Genomic DNA, 18,335 nt, shown 5'->3' with positions numbered 1-18,335 from the left:
GAAGCGGCGTGACCGGGGACGGGCGCGCGGGTCAGCGGCCCTTCCACACCGGCGGGCGTTTCTGGGCGAACGCCAGCACACCCTCGGCGGCGTCCTCCGACGACAGCGCCGCACCGGCCACCTCGCCTTGGCGCGCGAACGCCGTCTCCGCCGGCCACTCCGGCGACTCGTCGACGATGCGTTTACTCGCCGCGATACTCAGCGGCGCGTTCACCGCGACGCGCTGCGCCAGCTCCAGCGCTCCCGCGAGGGCCTGACCGGGGTCGGCGAGCCGGTTGACCAGGCCCAGTTCCGCGGCGCGGGCCGCGGTGATCGGGTCGCCGGTCAGCGCCAGCTCCAGGGCGATCGCGCGGGGCAGGCGCTGCGCCAGCCGCAGCACGCCGCCGCCGACCGCGACCAGCCCGCGTTTGACCTCCGGGATGCCGAACGTCGAATCCGTCGCGGCGACCACCAGATCCGCCGACAGCGCCAGCTCGCAGCCGCCCGCCAGCGCCGGGCCCTCCACCGCGGCGATGAGCGGTTTGCGGGGCGGTGTCGCCGTGATGCCGAGCGGTCCGCGGTGCTCGGTCATCGGCAGCTCGCCGCGGGCGGCGGCCTTGAGATCCATTCCGGCGCTGAAGTATCCGCCCGCGCCGGTGAGGATCGCGACCTGCGCGGCGGGATCGGCGTCGAAGGCGTCCAGGGCGCGTTCGATACCGAGGGCGGCCGCGAGGTTGATGGCGTTGCGCACCTCGGGGCGGTTCACGGTGATGATCGTGACCGGGCCGCGGCGCTCCACCAGCACCGGCGGGGCGGGCGGCGGCGGTAGCTCGGTCCGGTCGCGGCCCTCGAGGTGGATCCGGCCGCCGGTGACCGTCACCGGCAGGCCCAGCAGATCGCCGTCGAGCAGTTCCTCGACGAGATCGGCCTGGTCGGTGCGCAGCAGGACCCGGCCGCCGTCGGGCGCGATCAGGCTCACCACCGCGGGCTCCCGCTGCCCGTCGCGGGTGAACGGCACGGTGTAGGCCTCGATCACCGCGGGACCCTCGTGGCCGCTGCGGGCGGGCCGGGCGGGCGGGCTGTCGATGATCGGGCGCAGGTGCCGGTAGGCGGTGCGCGGCGGGCGCGCCGAGTACACGCCCAGCGCGTGTTTGGTCACGTACCAGCCCAGCGAGGTCGACAGGCCGTAGGACTCCGGCTCCGCGCGCAGCCTGGTGACCAGCGACGCCACCGCGTGCCCGCCGTAGTTGTTGCCGGGGCCGCCGCCGAAGGTGAGCCCGCCGGTCACCGACGGGGTGCGCGCCGGATCGTCGAGCGGCAGGCCCAGCTCGCGGGCGGCGATCTGCACCGCCACCGGGAAGCACGCGTACAGATCCGCGTGCGTGACCGCGTCGATGCCGATCCCGGCGTGGTCCAGGGCCGCCGCGCCCAGCGCCCGGATCGCCGGCGACGCCGCCAGTTCCGCGCGCTCGCTGGTGAACCATTCGTCGTGCCCGGAGGCGCCCGCGTGGATGAACACCCACTTGTCCTGCGGGATGCCCGCCGCCTGCGCCGCGGCGGCGGAGCACACGATGATGCCGCTGGCCATGTCCACGGTCAGGTTCGCGCATTCGAGTTTGGTGTAGGGCGTGGACACCATCCGGTTGTCCGCGGACGCGGTCGCGATCTCGTCGGCCCCGAATTCCTGTGGCTGCCACGCGTATTCGTTGCCCGCCGCGACGGCCGACAGGCGCGACCAGAGTTCGGCGACGGCCTTCGCGTGCGCGGCGGGGGTGCGGCCGAGGCGGTGGCGGTTCGCGGACTCCAGCAGCGCGTACATGTTGATCGGCGCGATCAGGCCCGCGGTGGTCTCGGCGTCGTTGTTGGCGGCCTTGTCGATGCCGACCGTGCGGGTGGGCGCGACGCCGGAACCCTGCACCGGCCACGACAACTCGGCCCCGGCCCGCTGCGCCGCGGCCTGCGTCGCCCCGGCCTCCGCGCCGGTGACCAGCACGATCTCGTAGTCGCCCGCGGCCACCGCGGCGGCCGCCTCGTTGATCACCAGCTGCCCGCCGTCACCGCCGAACGTGCTGGACTGCACCGTATCCACGCCCGCCGCGCCCACCCGCTCGGCCACCACCGCGCCGAGATCGCGGTACTGCCACGACGCGCACGCCACCGCGAACACCGCGCCCGCGTCGCGCAGCAGCGACTCCCCGGCGCCGGTATCGGCCGCGGCGCGGCGCAGCGCGTCCACCGCCAGGCCCGCCGGATCGCCGTAGGCGGGATCCGGGGTGCGCTGCACGACCTGCCCGACACCCACCAGCACGGGTGTGTTCGGGTCCAGGTCGACGCCGGAGGCGGTGTGGCGCACCGGTTCCCGGGCCACACGCGCCCGCACGGGACCGGCCGCGGCGACCGCGCCGGGCAGCCGGGCCAGGGATTCGTCCATCGCCTCGCCGAGGCTGCGGGCCACCGACGCGCCCAGCGGTCCCTCGATCGGCGGGCCCGCCACGCCCGCGTCGAAATGGACGGTGGCGCGGGAGCCGGTGCCCGCGACGGTGATCCAGTACCCGATCCGCACGTGCTGCGGCGCCTCGCCGCGCAGCTCGAACCCGGCGGGGCCGGCCGCGGCGACCGTCCACCGGATATCGGCGGGCAACCCCATCACCAGCGCCTGCTGGGTGAACGTCAGGCCCTCGCGGATCGGCCCGGGCGCGCCGCCGCGCCACCCGGTGTGCAGGTTGAACCATTCACCGAGCCGGTCCAGATCCGACAGGTACGCGATCACCGTCTCGCGTGACGCGGGGATGTCCTGGCTCGCGTGGGCGGTCCGGGTGAATTCGGACAGCCCGGCCGGGGCCAGCCGGTCCTCGTCCGGAGCGGGCGCGGCCGGGGCGGCGGTCGCGCGGCCGGACAGTCCCGCGATCAGGTCCCGGGCGATGCGCGGATCCCGGCGCACCGCGCCGAGCAGGGCGCCACCGGCCCGGATCTGCTTGCGTACCGCACGAATCCGATCGCGCCCAGGCACAGGTGCCACCGTCCAACCTCCTCGTCGAGCCTGAGACCATTAATGACCAATTATCTCGCCGAGTCAAAGTGTGGGGGTGTGGCGGCTCGAGGATCCCGGCCAAAAGCATGCCGGGAAAAGCCGAAGTGCGAAAGCATGCCGGGAAAGCCGACGTGCGTATGCCGGAATGGCCTGTAGTACGTCGGCGTGCCGAGAGCGTGCCGCGATACGACCGGATCAGAGGCGGATCCCCAGGAGGGCGTCGACCGCGTCGGCGACGAGGCCGGGGGCCGCGGGGTCGGGGCCGCCATAGTCGCGGGCCTGGCGGGCCCAGTTGTCGACGGCGGCGAGGGCTTTCGGGGTGTCGAGGTCGTCGGCCACATGCTGGCGCAGGCGGGCGACGGTGTCCTGCGCGGCCGGGCCGGACGGGAGGGCCGCGGCCGCGCGCCACAGCTCCAGGCGGGCGAGGGCCTCCGCGAAGACCTCGTCGTTCCACTCCCGGTCCTGGCGGTAGTGGCCCGCGAACAGGCCCAGGCGGATCGCCGCCGGATCCACGCCCGAGCGGCGCAGCTTCGAGACGAACACGAGATTGCCGCGCGACTTGGACATCTTCTCCCCGTCCAGCGCGATCAGCCCGGCGTGCACGTAGTGCCGCGCGAAACGCCGCCCCGCCACCAGGGCCTCGGCATGGGCCGCGGAGTATTCGTGATGCGGGTACATCAGATCGCTGCCGCCGCCCTGGATGTCGAACTCCGGGCCGATGCGGTTCAGCGCGATCGCCGCGCACTCGATGTGCCAGCCCGGACGGCCCGCCCCGAACGGCGCCGGCCACGACGGCTCACCCGGCCGCGCCATCCGCCACAGCAGTGCGTCGATCGGATCACGCTTGCCCGGACGCTGCGGATCGCCGCCGCGCTCGGCGAACAGCCGATCCATCGTCTCGCGGTCGTACCCCGACTCGTAGCCGAACTGATCGGTCGCGTCGTGCCGGAAGTAGATGTCGGGATACTCCGCGTCGTCGACCACGTACGCCGCGCCGGAGGCCAGCAGCTTGTCCACCAGCTCGACCACCTCGCCGATGGATTCCACCGCGCCGATGTAGTCGCGCGGCGGCACCACCCGCAACGCCGCCATATCCTCCCGGAACAGCTCGATCTCGCGGCTGCCCAGATCCCGCCAGTCCACGCCGTCGCGGTCGGCGCGCTCGAACAGCGGATCGTCCACATCGGTCACGTTCTGCACGTAGTGCACCCGATGCCCGCTATCGCGCAGCACCCGGTTGACCAGATCGAACGTCAGATAGGTGGCGGCGTGCCCGAGGTGGGTGGCGTCGTAGGGCGTGATCCCGCAGACGTACATGGTGGCCGTCGCGCCCGGCGTGACCGGGCGCACTGCCCGGTCGGCGGTGTCGAACAACCGCAACGGCGGTCCGGATCCGGGGACGGCGGGAACGGCGATATCGGACCAGGACTGCATGATTCGAGAGTAGAGCCCGCAGCGCCGCCACCGGCCGCCGCCCCCGCTCACCCGTGGTCTGCGACACCCCCGCCGACCCGGCACGACCTGCGTCGACGCAGCCACTGCCGAAAGTCAACGGTTGCAATGACGCAGCGCGGAATCGGCGCGTCGCCGCTCAGAACGCGGGCCACGGGATCGGCCGCGCGCCCTCGGGCAGCGGCATCACCGGATGATCCAGCAACCGCCGGCCGCGCGCGCCCAGCGCCTCGATCTCCGCGTCGGTCAGATGATCGGCCAGCTCGTCGCCCAGCGCGCCGGGCAGCGCCTTGACGAACGCGCCGATATCGGCCAGCAGCTCGTCCTCGATCGGCTCCCCCGCCCACCCCCACAGCACCGTGCGCAACTTCGGCTCGGCGTGCAGGCAGATACCGTGATCGACGCCGTACACCGCGCCGTCGACGCCCTCGAGCGCATGCCCGCCCTTGCGGTCGGCGTTGTTCAGCAGCACGTCCAGCACCGCCATGCGCCGCAGCCGCGGATCGTCGGCGTGCACCAGCGACACCTCCGAGCCGGTGCCGTCGACCGCGCGCAGCACCTCCCGGAACCCGTCGGGCACCGCGCCGATCGGCACCAGATCCACCAGATCCAGCCGCTGCGAGCCCGTGGCGGCGGAATCCACCGACTCCACCCACCGCTGCACCATCCCCGGCCCGAGCGGGCCCTCCCGCAGAATCGTCTCCGGGATCACCCCCCAGCCCAGCGACTGCGACACCCGGTAGGACGCTACCTCGCGCCCGGCGAGGGTGCCGTCGGGGAAATCCCACAGCGGCCGCTCCCCGCGCACCGGTTTGTACACCACGCGCAACGATGCGTCGACTGCCGTGAACTGCTCGGCCGCGGTCCGGCCGTCGGTGCGGACCTGCCCGTCGGCGCCGATCTCGCAGACCAGGGTGAGGTTGCTGGCGATACTCACCCTGCCCAGCACCGACAGTTCACCGGTGTGGAACGGATCGCCGGAGCCGCCGTCGGTCGCCATCCGGGTCATTCCTCCAGGTCGGCCGCGCCGAAGATGTCGCCGCGCTTGTACCCGTTGGTGCGCACGCACATGTGGCCCTTGGTCGACAACGGCTCACCGCACAGCGGGCACGGCGGGCGGCCCGCGGCGATCACCTTCGTCGACCGCAACGCGAATTCCCGCGCCTGGGACGGCGTGAGGAAGACGCGGACCGCGTCCGGGCCCTCCTCGGTGTCGTCGAGCACCACCGACTCGTCGACCTCGGTCTCGGTGATCGCCAGCAACTCGACCACCACCGCACCGGCGTCGGCGTCCCAGCCCAAACCCATTGTCCCGACCCGGAACTCCGCGTCCAGCGGCATCTGCAGCGGGTCGACGTCGCTGACCTCGTCCGCCTGCGGCGGGACCTCCGCGCCGAATCTGCGCGCCACCTCGTCCAGCAGCAGCCCCATCCGATCGGCGAGCACCTTCACCTGCTGCTTCTCCAGCAGCACGCTCACCACCCGGGGCTCCTCCACGGCCTGCAGATAGAAGGAGCGATCACCTGGCTCCCCGACGGTCCCGGCCACGAAACGATCGGGGGTGCGAAACACATGGATTGCTCGGGCCATCAGCACCTCCTGAAACCGACTGCATTACTCACTACGAGAATCGGGGTGTCCCGCATTCCCATTATCCGTACTCGCCGCGGCCGTGCCTGTCGCGCCGACAGGACCGACCTCGCCGCCGGGTACCGGTCCCGCCCGCTCACCCGATCGTTGCTCAACGATTGCCGCCAGCGCCGACAGATCGGTGCCGGTGTCGTTTACCCGCCACACCGACGGGCCGGCCGGCGTGTACCGCACCACGCCGATCGATGCGGGCTCGGCCACGATGCGCTGGAAGCCGTCCAGGTGGATCCCGAACGCGTCGGCCAGCAGGGCCTTGATCACATCGCCGTGCGTGCACGCCACCCACAGCACGTCGCGCCCGTGTTGCTCGGCGAAGGCGCGGTCGTGCTCGCGAACGGCGGCCACGGCACGATACTGCACCTGCGCCAGGCCCTCCCCGCCGGGGAACACCGCGCCGGAGGCGTGCCGCTGCACCACCTTCCACAGCGGCTCGTGCACCAGTTCGGCGAGTTTGCGGCCCGTCCACTCGCCGTAGTCGACCTCGAGCAGCCGCGGTTCGGGCACCGGGGTCACGCCCAGTTTCTCCGCCAGCGGCGCCACCGTGCGCGCGCACCGCTCCAGCGGCGAATGCACGATGTGCTCGATCGGCAGGGCCGCCAGCCGTTGCGCCACGCCCAGGGCCTGCTCGCGGCCGCGGTCGGTCAGATCGACACCCGGACTGCGGCCCGCCAGAGTCGCCGCGATATTCGAGGTGGACACCCCGTGCCGCAGCAGGATCACCGTCATGTAATCAGCCTAGTGGTGGGAGGGAGGGACGCTTCATGTCGCCGACACCACGCCCCCGGCGAGCAGGCCCAGCATCACCAGTCCCAGCACGATGCGGTAGCCGACGAACCAGTTCAGCGAGTGCCGGGTCACGAACTGCAGCAGCCACGCCACCGACGCGTAGCCGAGGACGAACGACAGGATCGTCGCCACCAGCAGCTGCGGTCCCGACGCGTTGAGTCCCTCGCCGGCCGGTTCGAACGCGTCGGGCAGGCTGAACAGGCCCGACGCCAGCACCGCCGGAATCGCCAGCAGGAACGAGAACCGCACCGCCGCCTCGCGCGTCAGCCCGATGAACAGGCCCGCCGACGACGTCGCCCCCGACCGCGACACGCCCGGGATCAGCGCCAGGCACTGCGCGAAACCCATGATCAGGCCGTCGCGGGTGGTCAGCTGCTCGATCGGGCGGAGTTTGCGGCCGTAGTACTCCGCCGCGGCGATCACCAGCGCGAACACGATCAGCATCGTCGAGATCAGCCACAGGTTGCGGGCGCCGGTGCGGATCGCGTCCTTGAACACCAGCCCCAGCACCCCGATCGGGATGGTGGCGATGATCACGTACCAGCCGATGCGGTAGTCCAGCTCGCGCTGGGACTCCGGGTCCAGCGGCGGCGGCCCGTCGCCGGTGTACACCGGCAGCTGGGTGGTGACCTGCTCGCTGACCGGCACCCGCGGCGCCGACCGCGACGCCAGCCGCAGGTACACGGTGGTGAACCAGGCGACCAGGATGCGCCAGATGTCCTTGGCGAAATAGACCAGCACCGCCGCCTCGGTGCCCAGCTGGGTCACCGCGGTGAACGACGCGCCCGCGTCGTCGCCGAAGAACACCCCCGACACGATCCGCAGATGCGCCGACGACGAGATCGGCAGGAACTCCGTCAGTCCCTGCACCGCGCCGAGTATCAGCGCCTGTACCCACGTCATCGACGCGCCCACGCCACCTCCACAATTGCCGAATCCGCTGTGGCCGGGCGTGATCGGGCCCGGCCGAGTCCGGCAGCGACCCTACCCGCCACCGGGCCAGAGGGCCCACCCGGCGGCCCCCGCACCGCGCACGGGCCGCCGACCTGCGCAGCTCGCGGCGTTCCGGAGGTGGGACGGGTCGCTGCCGGACTCGAAGCGATTGGGGCCCTAGGCTCTTTGCCTGTGACGGAAGTACGGGCACGGTGATGGAACAGCGGGCGGTGGGGCGCAGCGGCTTACGGGTCTCCCGGATGGGACTGGCCACCCACACCTGGGGCAAGGAGACCGACGACGACGAGGCCGGTGTGCAGCTGGTGGCGTTCGTGGAGGCCGGCGGCACGCTGGTCGACACCTCGCCCGCCTATCACGGCGGCTCCGCGCAACGGGTCCTCGGCACGCTGATCGGCGAACTCGTCCCGCGCGACGACCTGGTGATCTCCGGGTGCGCGGGACTGTCGGCCGTGCCGGGGGTGACCGATCCGGACGGTGCGCCCGCGGCCGAGATCCACTGGAGCGTCGACGCCTCCCGGCGCACCCTCATGCGCCAGCTCGACCGCACCCTCGCCGATCTCGGCACCGACTACCTGGACCTGTGGAGCGTCGCGGCGTGGGATCCGCGCACCCCGCTCGACGAGATCGCCGCCACCGTCGAATACGCGGTGCGCTCGGGCCGCGTCCGGTACGCGGGCGTGCGCGGGCACAACGCCTGGCAGCTCGCCACGCTCGCCTCCGCGGCGCCCATCACCGCCGCCCAGGGCTCCTACTCGCTGCTGGGCCGCGGCGTGGAACGGGACGTCGTGCCCGCCGCCGCACATCACGGTGTCGGGTTGATCGCGGCGTCGCCGCTGGCCGGGGGCATCCTCACCGGCAAGTACCGCGACGGCGTCCCGGCCGATTCCCGCGGCGCCGACGAGCGGACCGCCGAGGAGATCCGCGACCGCCTCGACGATCACGCCGCCCGGGTCGTGGACGCGCTGCTGACCGCCGCCGACGGGCTGGGCACCTCGCCGCTGGCCGTGGCGCTGGCCTGGATCCGCGACCGGCCCGGCGTCGCCAGCATGATCGCCGGGGCCCGCGATATCGGGCAGCTCACCGGCATTCTCGCCGCCGAGACCCTGGAACTGCCGCGCGCCATCGCCGCCGCCCTCGACGACGTGAGCGGCGGGTGAGCGGCGGCCCGATCGCCTCCGGGCGCCGGCACCTCTTAGGCTTGCCTACATGAGCAGCCTCGACCGTGTCCGATCGGCCCGCACCGCGTCCCGCCGGCCGGCGGCCCGGATCCTGCTGGCCGTGCTCGCGGCGGCACTGGTCGCCGGCGTCACCGCCTGCGGGCCGTCCACCACCGGGGCCGGCGGCGCCGGGCAGGGACCGGCGACGGCGACCCTCACCGATCTCGACCCCGCGCCGATCGGTCCCCCGCCCGCGCCCGCGCTGCCGGCGACCGTGCGGTCCTTCGACGGCGCCGACGTCACCGTCTCCGACGCGAGCCGGATCATCGCGGTCGACCGCACGGGCACCCTCACGCAGATCGTGTGGGCGCTCGGGCTCGGCGGGAATCTGGTCGGGCGCTCCACCTCCGCGGCGTTCCCCGCCGTGCAGCAGGTGCCCAACGTCGCCGGCGGCAACGGCAGCATCAATGTGGAAGCCGTTGCGGCGCAACGGCCCACGGTCTTCCTCACCGACACCGTCAGCGCCACCCCCGCCATGCGCGACCAGCTGAAGGCGCTCGGTATCACGGTCGTCTACTTCGATCCGCAGCGCAGCCTCGAGGGCACCGGGCCGCAGATCGAGGCGGTCGCCGCCGCACTCGGCGTGCCCGAGCAGGGGAAGAAACTCGCGCAGCGCACCACCGACGAGATCGCCGCCGCCACCGCCGCGGTGCCCCCGCAGGACCCCAAGCAGAAGATGGCGTTCCTGTACCTGCGCAGCACCGCCATCACCATGATGGCCGGGCCCGGCTCCGGCGCCGACGCGCTGATCGGCGCGCTCGGCGGCACCGACGCGGGCACGGCCGCCGGGCTGAAGGAACAGTTCACCCCCATCACCAGCGAGGGCATGATCAGCGCCTCGCCGGACGTCTTCCTCGTGATGACCGACGGCCTGAAATCCATCGGCGGCATCGAGGGCCTCGAGAAGGTCCCCGGCATCGCCCAGACCCCCGCCGGCCGCAACAAACGCGTCATCGACATGTCCGACGCCGCCATCCTCAGCTTCGGCCCCAACACCGGCCGCGTCCTCGCCGCCCTCACCCGGGCCATCTACGGCCCCACCGCATGACCGACCCGCACCCCCCGCACGCGGATTCACCACCCGACCCCGCGGAACCTGCTGTGCAGGAACAGGACTCGGACACGACCCCCGGCGGGAATTCGGGCGGCGGCGCGGCGGCGGCGCAGCAGGCGGGCTCGCGGCGGTGGTCGAAGATCTCGATCGTCTTCGTGGCGGCGGTCGTGCTGCTGGTGGTGCTGGCGCTGTACTCCGCGGCGGTGGGGCAGGTGCCGACGACGCCGATGGAGGTGCTCGGCAGCGTGCTGCACCGGATCGGGCTGGACTGGGGGCCGATGCCGAAACATCCCGCCGGGGACGTGACGCTGTGGCAGGTGCGGTTCCCGCGCGTCGTGCTCGCGATTCTGGTCGGCGCGGCGCTCGCGACAGCGGGTGCGTTGTTGCAGGGCGTGTTCGCCAATCCGCTCGCCGAACCGGGCGTCATCGGCGTCTCGGCCGGGGCCGCGGTCGGGGCGGGAGTCGTCATCGTCGTCGGCGGGGCGTTCGCCGCGGCGTGGTCGGTGGCCGGGGGCGCGTTCGTGGCCGGGCTCGCGACGACGCTGCTGGTGTATCTGCTGTCGCGCTCGGGCGGGCGCACCGAGACGGTCACGCTGGTGCTCACCGGTGTCGCGGTCAACGCGTTCGCGGGTGGGCTGATGGCGTTTCTGCTGTTCACCGCGAGCCCCGCCGCGCGCGATCAGATCGTGTTCTGGCAGCTGGGCAGCCTCAACGGCGCGACCTGGCAGGCGGTGGCGGTGGTCGCGCCGCTGACCGCGCTCGGGCTCGCCGCCGCGGTGGTGATGGCGGCGCGGCTGGATCTGCTGGCGCTCGGCGAGGCCGCGGCCCGGCACCTGGGCGTGGACGTGGAACGGCTGCGGCGCAACGTGATCGTGGTCGTCGCGATCCTCGCCACCGCCGGGGTCGCGTTCACCGGCATCATCCTGTTCGTCGGCCTGATCGTGCCGCATCTGGTGCGCATGCTCGTCGGGCCCGCCCACCGGGTGCTCATCCCGCTGTCGGCGATCGTCGGCGCGGTCGTGCTGCTCGCCGCCGATGTGGGGGCCCGCACCCTGGTCACGAATGCCGACCTGCCGCTGGGCATGCTCACCTCCCTGGTCGGCGGACCGTTCTTCTTCTGGCTGCTGCGCCGCACCCGCGCCCGCGCGGGAGGCTGGGCATGAACACCCGGGCGCACGGTATCGCGACGTGCCACACGACGTCCGGCCGCGCCGGGCGGGCGGCGTCGGCGGGCCGCGCAGCGAGTGAGGAGGGGATGCGATGAGCCGGGTCGTGCACGGGCTGACGCGGGTTCTCGCGCGCTCCCACGGGATTCCGCGGCCCCCGGAGGCCGGGGACGTCACCCTGCGGGCCCGGCGGGTGAGCGTGGACCGCGGGACCGGACGCCGGGTCCTCGATCACGTCGACCTCGACGTCGTCGCCGGGGAGATCCTGGCGCTCGTGGGACCCAACGGGGCCGGGAAGTCGACGCTGCTGGGGGCGCTGTCGGGGGAACTCGACCTCGCCACCGGGACCGTCGAACTCGACGGGCGGCCGATCACGCACTGGGCGCCGGTGGACATGGCGCGCCGCCGGGCCGTGCTGCCGCAGACTCACACCGTCGGCTTCCCGTTCACCGCCCGCGAGGTCGTCGCCATGGGCCGCACCCCGTGGGCGCGCACCGGCCGCGAGGACGGTGACGCCGCCGCGATCGCCGCCGCCCTGGCCGTCACCGACACCGAACACCTTGCGGCACGGACCTTTCCGGCCCTGTCCGGCGGTGAACGCGCGCGCGTCGCCCTCGCCCGCGTCCTGGCCCAGGACACCGCGACGCTGCTGCTGGACGAACCCACCGCGGCCCTGGACCTCGGCCACCAGGAGGAGGTGCTGCGCCTGGCCCGCGACCGCGCGCGCGACGGCGCGGCCGTGGTGGTCGTGCTGCACGACCTCGGTATCGCCGCCGCCTACGCCGACCGCGTCGCCGTCCTGGAATCCGGCCGGCTCGCCGCCGCCGGGCCACCCCGCGACATCCTCACCACCGACCTGCTCTCGCGCGTCTACCGCCACCCGGTCGAGGTCTTCGACCACCCCCGCACCGGCGCCCAGCTCGTCCTGCCGATCCGCGGCTGAACGGTAGCTGGACACACCCGGACAGCACGGCGGGCGGGGCAGCGACTGCCCCGCCCGGCGCGGTATCGATACTGAAAAAGGGTGTCTGACGGCGTTTTTCGAGGGACTATCGACCCGTCTGGTCCTCGTCGTCCTCGTCAGGGCGGGCATGATCTGGGACACCGGGGTTGGGATCCCGGTTCAGATCGATCAGCGGATGTACGCCGGCGCCCTCTGGTGCCGCATGTTTGCCGTGGCTCGTCGTCTGCTGCGTATCCCCGTCGTTGGTCACGTCCCCCAGGTTAACGGAGCCCCATGCTCCGGTTGCAAGCGCCACGCACAACCTCACCGCCACACCAGTTTCAGCACCGCGGGGGTCAGCAGCAGGCGAATCACGGTGGCGTCCAGGATCAGTGCCGCGATCATGCCGTAGGCGATGTACTTCATCAGCACCAGATCCGAGAATCCGAACGCGCCCGTGACGACGATGAGGATCGCGGCCGCCGAGGTGATCACCCCGCCGGTGTGGGCGATGCCGTAGCGGATCGCCTCCACCGGCGGCGCGCCGTTCGCCCGCGCCTCGGCCATCCGGGACTGCAGGAACACCTCGTAGTCGGTGGACAGCCCGAACAGCACCGTCACGATCAGCACCAGCACCGCGAACATCAGCGGCCCCGGCGTGAAATGGAACAGCCCCGCCCCGTGACCCTCGACGAAGATCCAGGTCAGCACCCCGAGGGTGGCGCCGAGACTCAAAGCGCTCATCACCACCGCCTTCACCGCCAGCACCAGCGACCGGAACGCCACGTACATCAGCGCGAGCGCGGCGAGCACCAGGATCGCGGCCAGCAGCGGCAGCCCGCGGATCAGCCCGGTGATGGCGTCGCGTTCCAGCGCCGGCACGCCCGCCACCATGACCCGCACGCCGGGCGGGTGGTCGATCGCGCGCAGGGTCGCGATGGCGGCGTCCGCGTCGTCCTCGTCGACCAGCCCGGTGGACAGCACGTTGATCCCGCCGGTCGTCGGCGCCGACGCCTCGAACGGCCCGGTCAGGCCCGGCGCGAAATTGGCCTGGAACCGGATGTCGGACAGCTGCTGCGGGTCGGCGCCGACCACGACCAGTTTCAGCGGTTCGGTGCGGAAGCCGGGGAACAGGGCGTCGAACCGTTCCTGCGCCACCCGCGCGGGGGCGTCGGCGGCCAGGTAGCGTTCGCTCAGCCCGCCGAAGGCGATGTCGCGGAACGGGATCAGCAGTATCAGCAGGCCCAGCACCACCGGCACGATCACCCGCACCGGGCGGCGCATCGCGAACAGCGCCAGCCGCGAGAAGAACCGCTGCCCCTCCTCGACCCGCGCCGCGCGTTCCGCCTCCGACAGCGCGTCGTGCGCGTCGTGGCCGGCGATCTGCCGCCAGCTGAACAGGTCGATGCGCCGTCCCACGATGCTCAGCGCCGCGGGCAGCGCGGTCACCGACAGCAGCGCGGCCAGCAGCACCGAGCTGATGCCGCCGTAGGGCACCGAGCGCAGCACCCCGTTCGGATAGATGAACAGCGCCCCGATACTCACCGCGATGATCGCCGCCGAGAACAGTACCGTGCGGCCCGCGGTGGCGACCGTGCGCGCGGTGGCGTCCTCCACGCTGCGGCCGGCGGCCAGTTCCTCCCGGAACCGGGTCACCGCGAACAGTCCGTAGTCGATCGCCAGGCCGAGGCTGACCAGCGTCACCACGGCGCTGGCGAAGACGTTGACCTCGATGTGGTCGGTGAGCAGCCGCATCATGCCCTGGCTGCCCAGCACCGTCATCCCGCCGATCAGCACCGGCAGCAGCGCCCCCACCACGCCGCCGAACACGAAGAACAGCAGCACCGCCACGATCGGCAGCGCGATCAGCTCGGCGCGGTGGATATCGTGCTGCATCCCGATGTTGATGCCCTCGACCACCGGTTGCAGCCCGGCCAGTTCCACGGTCGTGCCGCCCGGCCCGCCGCCGGGGCGGCCCGCGCCCAGGTCGTCCTTCACCGCGAGGTAGTTCGTCACCGATTCGGTGTCCTCGCCGCGCAATCCGATGCTGGCGAAGGCGTGGGTGCGGGAGGCGTCGGCGAACTGGCCCATCATCGGGCCGTCGAAATAGCTGTCGATCTTCTGGACCTGCTCGGGATATTTCGCCCGCAGTGCCGCCAGCGCCGTGGTCACCGGTTCGCGCACCGCGGGGTCGTCGACCGTGTGACCGGCGGGCGCGGTGTAGAGGACGATGACGTCGGCGTCGCGGTCGCGCCCGAACGTCTGATCGGCCAGTTTGGACGCGACGACCGACTCGCTGCTCTCGTCGAACCAGCCGCCCTGCGTCAGCCGGTCACCGAGATCGCGGCCGAAGAACCCCGACAGGGCCACCAGCGCCAGGAACACGACCAGCACGACATACCGGTGGCGGTGGACGAACCGGCCCCACCGCAGCGAAAACTGTTCCACCATACGAGAATTCAGCCGCAGGCGGCGGACTTGTAATCGGCCGAGCGCAGGATCCCGCACAGATCGGTGCGGGAGATCTTCCACATGCCGTCCTTGTCGACGAAATGCACGATGGTGGTGCGCACGTTGGTGCCCGACCCGTCCTTGTCCAGGCGCATGGTGGCGGTCAGGGTGCCGTCGCGGTTGTCGAACACCGGGTCGGTGACCCCGTAGACGGCGTGCGGATTGTCCTGCATGGCCCGGTACATGTCCGGGATCGCGTCCTTGAACGCCGCACCGTCCTCGATCAGGGCGGTGCGGTCGCTGTCGGGCAGCGACGGATCCAGGGCGCGCTTGATCTGCGCGTCGAGTTCGGCGGCGGTGGGCAGCGGCGGCCGGTTGGCGCGGCTGGTCGCGGCGGCCTGCGAGGAGGAGCTGAGCGCGGCGTACGCCGAGGAGCGCGCCGCGGCGACCGAATCCTCGTCCGGGCTCCCGCCGCACGCGCTCGCCAGCACGGCCAGCGCCACCAGCGGCAGCGCCATCGCGGCCGTTCGTCGCAGTGCCATCTGCATCCTCACCCGTCGTCGAAGTTACCGGTAGTTCTCCTACAGTCTGTCATGCGCCGCGCTGATCACCGCATATCCAGGACGTGTCGCCGGAAGTGGTTGGCGCCCAGCGGTTTACCGGCCGTCGATGACCGCGCCGAGCCGGCCGAGCAGGGCGCGCACGGTGGTGGCGTCGCGGTCGGCGGCGGCGGGGACCGGCGCCGCGGCGGCGATCAGGTCGCGCACCAGGGCGGTGACGCTGCGCTCGTCGCCGGGGTCGATATCGGTGACGCGGGCCTCGGCGAGCGCGACCACGTCCTCCGGTCCGGGCACCGCGGTGTCGAGGTCGGCGCGGTAGATCTCGAGGGTGAGGGTGGCGCCCACGGTGCGGAAGGCGAACGAGCGCCCGTCGCCGGTGGCGCCGAATCCGTGCGCGAACGGACCGACGGTAATGTCCTCGACGACGAATCCGGACGGATTGCCTGTTTTCAACCCGGTCTCCCTGAGTCGGCGGCTGTTCACCGTCCACCGTAACTCTCCGGCCCGACACCTCGGCGCGCTCGCCGATGTCGTGTCATCGAATCGCGAAGCGCAGGAAAGACCCCGGTGCGCCGGCCCAGTCCGCGATCATGGTCAGATGAAGCGCAACGCGTGAGTAGCAGACGGCAGTCGGGGCAGTGAGGAGTTCGGGGCATGGGCGGTCGCGGGAACCGGTCGGCCGGTGGACTGTGGCGGGTGTGGCCGGTGGCGCTCGCCGCCACCGTGGCCTTGGCCGCGGGCTGCTCGTCGTCCGGCGACGGCGACACCGGCGCGCCGCCGGCCGCCGCGCCCGCCTCCGCCGCCGTCGCGCCCGCCCCGGTCACGGCCCCCGCCGGAACCGTCACCCCCGCCGGTCCCGTCGCCGCGCTGGTGACCGCACCGGACAGCGGCGCGGTCGCGCTGCTCGACGCCGACCGGACGCGGTTGCAGCTGCTCGGCCCCGGCGGGCAACCCGCCACCACGGTCACCCTGCCCGCGCCCGCGGCCGCCGTCGCCGCGGGCGCGCCCGGGCAGATCCTCGCCGCCGCGGGCCGGCAGCTGATCGCCGTCGACGCCGTCACCGGCGCGTTGCGCGTCACCCCGGTCGACGGCGATGCGCGCGCGGTCGCCCGGCGTCCGGACGGGACGGTCGCGGTCGGGCTGGACGGCGGCCGGGTGCGGATCCTCGCGCCCGACGGGCAGACCCGCGCCACGGTCTCCGGCCTGTCCGCGGTCGACGCGCTCGCCGCCACCGGCGACGCGGTCGCCGCGCTGGATCTCGCGCAGACCAGCCTCACCCAGCTCGATCTGGGCCGCGACAAGCCCGGACTGGCGCTGCGGGCGGGCACCGGCGCCACGAACCTCGTCGCCGACCACGTCGGGCGGCTGCTGGTCACCGACACCGCCGGCGGCGCGCTGCTGGTGTACACGGCCGATCCGCTCGTCCTGCGTCAGCGGTTCCCGGTAGGCTCTTCGCCCTACGCGCTCGCCTACGATCAGCGGTCCGAGACCGTGTGGGTGACGCTGACCGCGAGCAACGAAGTGGCCGGTTTCGACCTGTCGACGGGTATACCGGAGGAAGTGGGTCGCTTCGCGACGGTGCGCCAGCCGAACTCGGTGACCATCGACGAACGCACCGGCGACATGTTCGTGGGATCCGCGACCGGCGACGGTCTGCAGCGGATCGGCGCGGACGAGAGGAAGAGAGGGCAACGATGACTCGGGCCTCGGCGCACCGTTCCCAGCGCAGGTCGATCCCCGTCGAGTGGGAGGAGGCCGCCGACGACGGGGAGTACGAATACGTCCCGTTACGACTACCACCCGAGGTCACGCGCGTGACCGCCTCGATGCGGCTGGCCATCCAGGCCGAATTCGGCGGCTGGGAGCTGTCGCGGGTGCGCGCCTACACCGACGGCAGCCGGCGCGTGCTGCTGCGGCGGCGCCGCACGACCTTCCCCGTCGCGGAAACCGGGATGTGACCGGTATGTACGCCCTCCTGCTGCGGCTGATGTTCCTGCTGCCGCCCGAGCGGATCCACCGCCTCGCCTTCGCGGCGATGCGGTTCGTCACCGGCCTGCCGCTGGTGCGCGCGCTGGTGGCCAAGGCGACCGTGGTCGACGACCCGATCCTGCGCACCACCGCCTTCGGCGTGGAGTTCCCCGCGCCGCTGGGCCTGGCGGCCGGGTTCGACAAGGACGCGACCGGCGTGAACGCCTGGGGCCCACTGGGTTTCGGGTACGCCGAGATCGGCACCGTCACCGCACAGGCGCAGCCGGGCAATCCGGCGCCCCGGCTGTTCCGGCTGCCCGCCGACCGGGCGCTGATCAACCGCATGGGGTTCAACAACGACGGCGCCGCCGCGGCGGCCGAGCGGCTGCGGGCGCGGCGGCCCGGCGGGGTGCCCATCGGCGCCAATATCGGCAAGACGAAGGTCACCCCCGCCGAGCACGCCGCCGCCGACTACGCCACCAGCGCCACCCTGCTGGGCCCGCTGGCCGACTTCGTGGTCGTCAACGTCAGCTCCCCCAACACGCCCGGCCTGCGCGATCTGCAGGCCGTGGAATCACTGCGCCCGCTGCTGCGGGCGGTCCTGGACTGCGTGCAGGTGCCGGTGCTGGTGAAGATCGCCCCCGACCTGTCCGACGAGGACGTCGACGCCGCCGCCGACCTCGCCGTCGAACTCGGCCTGGCCGGCATCGTCGCCACCAACACCACCATCCGCCGCGACGGGCTGGCCACCCCCGCCGCCGAGGTCGCCGCGATGGGCGCGGGCGGCCTGTCCGGCCCGCCGGTCGCCGAACGCTCCCTCGAGGTGCTGCGCCGGCTCTACGCGCGCGTCGGCGACAAGCTGGTGCTGATCTCGGCCGGCGGTATCGAGAACGCCGATCAGGCCTTCGAACGCGTCCTCGCCGGCGCCACCCTGCTGCAGGGCTACACCGGATTCATCTACGGCGGCGCGTTCTGGACCCGCCGCATCCACCGCGGGCTGGCGCAGCGGCTGCGCGCACAGGGTTACCGCAGCCTCACCGAGGCCGTCGGCGCGGCGCACAAGACCCGCGCCTGATCCGCGCCGCGGTGCATCCGCCGCAATCGCGCACGCCGTGCCACCACCC

At 72.7% G+C, this 18,335-nt stretch carries 17 protein-coding genes; 7 read left to right on the top strand and 10 right to left on the bottom strand.

Features of this window, described 5'->3' with window-relative positions:
• Window positions 1-31: 31 nt before the first annotated feature.
• The 6 genes from ON41_RS38530 to ON41_RS38505 all read right to left on the bottom strand — a co-directional run bounded on the left by ON41_RS38530 (window position 32) and on the right by ON41_RS38505 (window position 7,813).
• Window positions 32-2,998, bottom strand: coding sequence for a crotonase/enoyl-CoA hydratase family protein (locus ON41_RS38530; protein WP_246829684.1), 2,967 nt, complete (start codon window positions 2,996-2,998; stop codon window positions 32-34).
• A 207-nt stretch (window positions 2,999-3,205) separates the two neighbouring features.
• The gene (gene mshC / locus ON41_RS38525) at window positions 3,206-4,444 is read right to left on the bottom strand and encodes a cysteine--1-D-myo-inosityl 2-amino-2-deoxy-alpha-D-glucopyranoside ligase (protein ID WP_040754338.1); all 1,239 of its coding nucleotides are present in this window, start codon (window positions 4,442-4,444) and stop codon (window positions 3,206-3,208) included.
• A 157-nt stretch (window positions 4,445-4,601) separates the two neighbouring features.
• Window positions 4,602-5,462 (bottom strand): SCO1664 family protein, encoded by an 861-nt coding sequence (locus tag ON41_RS38520; protein ID WP_085995936.1) that lies wholly within the window; start codon window positions 5,460-5,462, stop codon window positions 4,602-4,604.
• Between the two features lie 5 nt (window positions 5,463-5,467).
• On the bottom strand, window positions 5,468-6,052 hold the full coding sequence (locus ON41_RS38515; RefSeq protein WP_040754523.1) for a DUF3090 domain-containing protein: 585 nt from the start codon (window positions 6,050-6,052) through the stop codon (window positions 5,468-5,470).
• 24 nt (window positions 6,053-6,076) lie between these two features.
• Entirely contained in the window at window positions 6,077-6,838 is a 762-nt protein-coding gene (locus tag ON41_RS38510; protein WP_040754336.1) for a histidine phosphatase family protein, read from the bottom strand.
• Between the two features lie 33 nt (window positions 6,839-6,871).
• Entirely contained in the window at window positions 6,872-7,813 is a 942-nt protein-coding gene (locus ON41_RS38505) for an undecaprenyl-diphosphate phosphatase (RefSeq protein WP_174411403.1), read from the bottom strand.
• A 233-nt stretch (window positions 7,814-8,046) separates the two neighbouring features.
• Between ON41_RS38505 and ON41_RS38500 the strand changes: the two genes are divergently transcribed.
• The 4 genes from ON41_RS38500 to ON41_RS38485 all read left to right on the top strand — a co-directional run bounded on the left by ON41_RS38500 (window position 8,047) and on the right by ON41_RS38485 (window position 12,232).
• Window positions 8,047-9,009 carry an aldo/keto reductase gene (locus tag ON41_RS38500; protein WP_040754335.1) on the top strand — a complete coding sequence of 321 codons (963 nt, stop codon included), beginning with the start codon at window positions 8,047-8,049 and terminating at the stop codon, window positions 9,007-9,009.
• Between the two features lie 49 nt (window positions 9,010-9,058).
• Window positions 9,059-10,117: a heme/hemin ABC transporter substrate-binding protein gene (locus tag ON41_RS38495; RefSeq protein WP_051163527.1), complete on the top strand. Its 1,059-nt coding sequence runs from the start codon at window positions 9,059-9,061 to the stop codon at window positions 10,115-10,117.
• Window positions 10,114-11,286 (top strand): FecCD family ABC transporter permease, encoded by a 1,173-nt coding sequence (locus tag ON41_RS38490; protein WP_083905935.1) that lies wholly within the window; start codon window positions 10,114-10,116, stop codon window positions 11,284-11,286. The genes ON41_RS38495 and ON41_RS38490 overlap by 4 nt, the downstream gene beginning before the upstream one ends.
• Before the next feature lie 97 nt (window positions 11,287-11,383).
• Entirely contained in the window at window positions 11,384-12,232 is an 849-nt protein-coding gene (locus ON41_RS38485) for a heme ABC transporter ATP-binding protein (protein WP_040754334.1), read from the top strand.
• 106 nt (window positions 12,233-12,338) lie between these two features.
• Here the strand turns inward: ON41_RS38485 and ON41_RS42440 are convergent, their stop codons facing one another.
• The 4 genes from ON41_RS42440 to ON41_RS38470 all read right to left on the bottom strand — a co-directional run bounded on the left by ON41_RS42440 (window position 12,339) and on the right by ON41_RS38470 (window position 15,696).
• Complete coding sequence (locus tag ON41_RS42440; RefSeq protein WP_085995927.1) at window positions 12,339-12,503, bottom strand: hypothetical protein; 165 nt, start codon at window positions 12,501-12,503, stop codon at window positions 12,339-12,341.
• A gap of 53 nt (window positions 12,504-12,556) precedes the next feature.
• Window positions 12,557-14,683, bottom strand: coding sequence for an MMPL family transporter (locus ON41_RS38480; RefSeq protein ID WP_040754332.1), 2,127 nt, complete (start codon window positions 14,681-14,683; stop codon window positions 12,557-12,559).
• A gap of 8 nt (window positions 14,684-14,691) precedes the next feature.
• Window positions 14,692-15,225, bottom strand: a complete 534-nt coding sequence (locus tag ON41_RS38475) for a WKL family lipoprotein (RefSeq protein WP_040754519.1) — start codon at window positions 15,223-15,225, stop codon at window positions 14,692-14,694.
• Between the two features lie 114 nt (window positions 15,226-15,339).
• Window positions 15,340-15,696 (bottom strand): hypothetical protein, encoded by a 357-nt coding sequence (locus ON41_RS38470; protein ID WP_040754331.1) that lies wholly within the window; start codon window positions 15,694-15,696, stop codon window positions 15,340-15,342.
• Window positions 15,697-15,897: 201 nt separating this feature from the next.
• Here ON41_RS38470 and ON41_RS38465 point away from each other — a divergent pair, with 201 nt between their 5' ends.
• The 3 genes from ON41_RS38465 to ON41_RS38455 are packed head-to-tail and all read left to right on the top strand — an operon-like array spanning window position 15,898 to window position 18,286.
• The gene (locus ON41_RS38465) at window positions 15,898-16,941 is read left to right on the top strand and encodes a YncE family protein (protein ID WP_051163525.1); all 1,044 of its coding nucleotides are present in this window, start codon (window positions 15,898-15,900) and stop codon (window positions 16,939-16,941) included.
• Complete coding sequence (locus ON41_RS38460) at window positions 16,938-17,201, top strand: DUF5703 family protein (RefSeq protein ID WP_040754330.1); 264 nt, start codon at window positions 16,938-16,940, stop codon at window positions 17,199-17,201. The genes ON41_RS38465 and ON41_RS38460 overlap by 4 nt, the downstream gene beginning before the upstream one ends.
• 5 nt (window positions 17,202-17,206) lie before the next feature.
• Complete coding sequence (locus ON41_RS38455) at window positions 17,207-18,286, top strand: quinone-dependent dihydroorotate dehydrogenase (protein ID WP_040754329.1); 1,080 nt, start codon at window positions 17,207-17,209, stop codon at window positions 18,284-18,286.
• Window positions 18,287-18,335: the final 49 nt, after the last annotated feature.

Source organism: Nocardia transvalensis NBRC 15921, from assembly GCF_000308875.1.
Classification (GTDB): Bacteria; Actinomycetota; Actinomycetes; order Mycobacteriales; family Mycobacteriaceae; genus Nocardia; species Nocardia transvalensis.
This window is presented reverse-complemented; position numbering and strand designations above follow the sequence as displayed.

Bases quoted from the DNA above. Each gene is read 5' to 3' on its own strand.
- ON41_RS38495 (WP_051163527.1), top strand. From the start codon at position 9,059: ATGAGCAGCCTCGACCGTGTCCGATCGGCCCGCACCGCGTCCCGCCGG.
- ON41_RS38515 (WP_040754523.1), bottom strand. From the start codon at position 6,052: ATGGCCCGAGCAATCCATGTGTTTCGCACCCCCGATCGTTTCGTGGCC.
- ON41_RS38500 (WP_040754335.1), top strand. From the start codon at position 8,047: ATGGAACAGCGGGCGGTGGGGCGCAGCGGCTTACGGGTCTCCCGGATG.
- ON41_RS38510 (WP_040754336.1), bottom strand. From the start codon at position 6,838: ATGACGGTGATCCTGCTGCGGCACGGGGTGTCCACCTCGAATATCGCG.
- ON41_RS38520 (WP_085995936.1), bottom strand. From the start codon at position 5,462: ATGGCGACCGACGGCGGCTCCGGCGATCCGTTCCACACCGGTGAACTG.
- ON41_RS38455 (WP_040754329.1), top strand. From the start codon at position 17,207: ATGTACGCCCTCCTGCTGCGGCTGATGTTCCTGCTGCCGCCCGAGCGG.
- ON41_RS38490 (WP_083905935.1), top strand. From the start codon at position 10,114: ATGACCGACCCGCACCCCCCGCACGCGGATTCACCACCCGACCCCGCG.
- ON41_RS38480 (WP_040754332.1), bottom strand. From the start codon at position 14,683: ATGGTGGAACAGTTTTCGCTGCGGTGGGGCCGGTTCGTCCACCGCCAC.
- ON41_RS38485 (WP_040754334.1), top strand. From the start codon at position 11,384: ATGAGCCGGGTCGTGCACGGGCTGACGCGGGTTCTCGCGCGCTCCCAC.
- ON41_RS38460 (WP_040754330.1), top strand. From the start codon at position 16,938: ATGACTCGGGCCTCGGCGCACCGTTCCCAGCGCAGGTCGATCCCCGTC.
- ON41_RS38465 (WP_051163525.1), top strand. From the start codon at position 15,898: ATGGGCGGTCGCGGGAACCGGTCGGCCGGTGGACTGTGGCGGGTGTGG.
- ON41_RS38475 (WP_040754519.1), bottom strand. From the start codon at position 15,225: ATGGCACTGCGACGAACGGCCGCGATGGCGCTGCCGCTGGTGGCGCTG.
- mshC (WP_040754338.1), bottom strand. From the start codon at position 4,444: ATGCAGTCCTGGTCCGATATCGCCGTTCCCGCCGTCCCCGGATCCGGA.